General features: G+C 75.2%; 1 protein-coding gene. It reads left to right on the forward strand.

Features of this window, described 5'->3' with window-relative positions; all coding sequences use genetic code 11:
• The coding region (locus VR45_RS34185) for a condensation domain-containing protein (RefSeq protein WP_045943798.1) at window positions 1-2,841 on the forward strand (2,841 nt) is incomplete at both ends.

The following is a 2,841-nucleotide window of genomic DNA, read 5'->3' on the forward strand; positions in this document are numbered from 1 at the left end:
GAACAGCTCCTTGCCGCCCACCCGGACGTGGCCGGCGCCGTGGTGCTCGCCCACGAGGGCCGGCTCGCCGCCTACGTCACCGGCGCCGCGCCGGACCCGGGCGCGCTCCGCTCCCACCTGGCCGAGCGGCTGCCCGAGCACATGGTCCCGGCCACCGTCACCGCGCTGGACGCCTTCCCGCTGACCGCCGGCGGCAAGGTCGACCGCGCCGCCCTGCCCGAGCCGCAGGCCGAGCAGCCCGCCGCCGCCCCCGCCGGGCGCCCGCTGCGCACCCCCGCCGAACAGCTGATCGCCGCCGTCTGGGCGGACGTCCTGGGGGTGCCCGAGGTCGGCGCCGAGGACAACTTCTTCCACCTGGGCGGCGATTCGCTCACCGCCGTGCGGGTGGTCGGCCGGGTCTTCGACGCCTTCGGCATGATCTCCCCGTACGCCATCTTCGACGCCCCGACCCTGGCCGGGTTCGCCGCCGCCGTCACCGCCTCCTCGGGCGGCGAGCGCCCGCCGCTGACCCGGGCCGGCGCCACCTCGGCGCCGCTGTCCAAGTACCAGCGCGGGCTGTGGTTCCTCGACCAGATGAACCCCGACGCACCGACCTACATCGTGCCCTGGGTGTTCCGCTTCGCCGGGCCGGTCGACCCCGACCGGCTGCACAAGGCGCTGGCGGGCGTGGTGGCCCGGCACGAGGCGCTGCGCACCACCTTCGAGCTGACCGAGGACGGCCCCCGGCAGCTGGTCCACCCCGCCGTCGAGGTGCCCTTCACCGTCACCGACACCGAGGCCGGGCGGGTGGACGGGCTGGTCGCCGAGGCCGCGCTCGTCCCCTTCGACCTGGAGACCGGCCCGCTGCTGCGCGCCCACCTCTACCGCACCGGCGACACCGCCACCCTGCTGCTGCTCTGCCACCACATCGTCTGGGACGAGGGCTCGCTGCCCGTGCTGGAGAGCGAACTCGCCGCCCTGTACGAGGAGTCGGCCACCGGCCGCCCGGCCGAGCTGCCCGAGCCGGCGGTCCAGTACGCCGACCACAGTGCCTGGCAGTACCGGGACCAGGAGAGCGCCGAGCGCCAACTCGCCCACTGGCGCGAGCACCTGGCCGACGCCCCGACCGAGCCGGTGCTGCCCACCGACCACCCCCGGCCCGAGGTGCAGGAGTTCCGCGGCGACTTCCACCGCTTCGCCATGCCGCGCCCGGTCGCCGAGGCCGTCCGCGCGCTGGCCCGCAGCGAGGACGCCACCCCCTTCATGGTGCTGCTGGCCGCCCTCGCACTCACCCTGCACCGCCGGACCGGACAGCGCGACCTCGTCCTCGGCTCGCCGGTCAGCGTCCGCGGTGGTCGGCCCGAACTGGACTCCCTGGTCGGCTACTTCGTCAACCTGCTGCCGCTGCGGGTGCGGCTCGACGAGGGCGTGGACTTCCGCGACCTGGTCCGGCACGTCCGCGAGGTGGCGATCGCCGGCTACCGCCACCAGGAGGCGCCGTTCGACGACATCGCGGCGACCGTCCTGGAGGACCGTCCGGACGACCGGGTCGAGAACCGCAACCCGCTCTGCCAGGTGCTGCTGGAGCTGCACCCGCTGGACTCCCGCCCGCTGACCGTCGGCGGCATCGAGGTCACCCGGGAGCTGTACTCCAACCCGGTCTCCCGGTTCGACCTGTCGATCTCCGTCGACGACCGGGGCACCGACTTCACCGGCCGGTTCGAGTACGACTCCGACCTGTTCGACGCCGCCACCATGGCGGAGCTGTGCGACGCCTGGCTGGGCACCCTCGCCACCGCCGTGGAGACGCCCGTGCACGCCCTGGTCGAGGCCCGGGCCGCCGCCGCCCCGCAGGCCCTCGCCCTGGTCTCCGGCGAGCAGCGGCTCTCCTACGGCGAGCTGAACACCCGGGCCAACCGGCTCGCCCACCACCTGGCCGAGGCCGGCACCGGTCGCGGCGACACCGTCGCCGTCCTGGTCGAGCGCGGCCCGGACCTGGTGGTGGCGCTGCTGGCCGCGCTCAAGACCGGCGCCGCCTACACCCTGCTCGACCCGGACTTCCCGGCCGAGCGGCTGGCCGGGGCGGTCGCCGACAGCGCCGCCGCGCTGCTGGTCACCCACCGGCACGCGAGCCCGCCGTTCCCGGTCGGGCGCCACCTCGACCTGGACGCGCAGGCCGCCGCGATCGCCGCCCGCCCAGGCCACGACCCGGGCGTGCCGGTCACCGGCGAGGACCTCGCCTGCGTGATGTTCACCTCCGGCTCCACCGGCCGCCCCAAGGGCGTGGCCGTGCCGCACCGCGCGCTCACCACCACCTACCTCGGCCAGGACTACGCCCGCTTCGGTCCCGAGGAGGTCTGGCTGCAGTGCTCCCCGGTGTCCTGGGACGCCTTCGCCCTGGAGCTGTACGGCGCGCTGGCCTTCGGCGGGGTGTGCGTGCTCCAGCCCGGCCAGCGGCCCGAGCCGCAGGCGATCGCCGAGCTCACCCGGCGCCACGGCGTCACCCAGCTCCAGCTGTCGGCCAGCCTGTTCAACTTCCTGCTGGAGGAGTTCCCGGCGACCTACGACGACCTCAAGGTGGCCTTCACGGCCGGTGAGCGGGCCTCGGTCACCCATGTCGGCAAGGCGCTCGACCAGTATCCGGGGCTGGTGGTCGCCAACGGCTACGGCCCGGTGGAGAGCCTCGGCCTGACCACCTGCCACCGCGCCACCGCCGAGGACGCTGCCGGCGCCGCGATCCCGATCGGCCGCCCACTGCACGGCAAGGCGGTCCACATCCTGGACGAGCGGCTCGAACCCGTGCCCGACGGCACCACCGGCGAGCTGTACGCGGCCGGCGGCGGCCTCGCCCACGGCTACCTC

Source organism: Streptomyces sp. NRRL S-495, from assembly GCF_000966955.1.
Classification (GTDB): domain Bacteria; phylum Actinomycetota; class Actinomycetes; order Streptomycetales; family Streptomycetaceae; genus Kitasatospora; species Kitasatospora purpeofusca.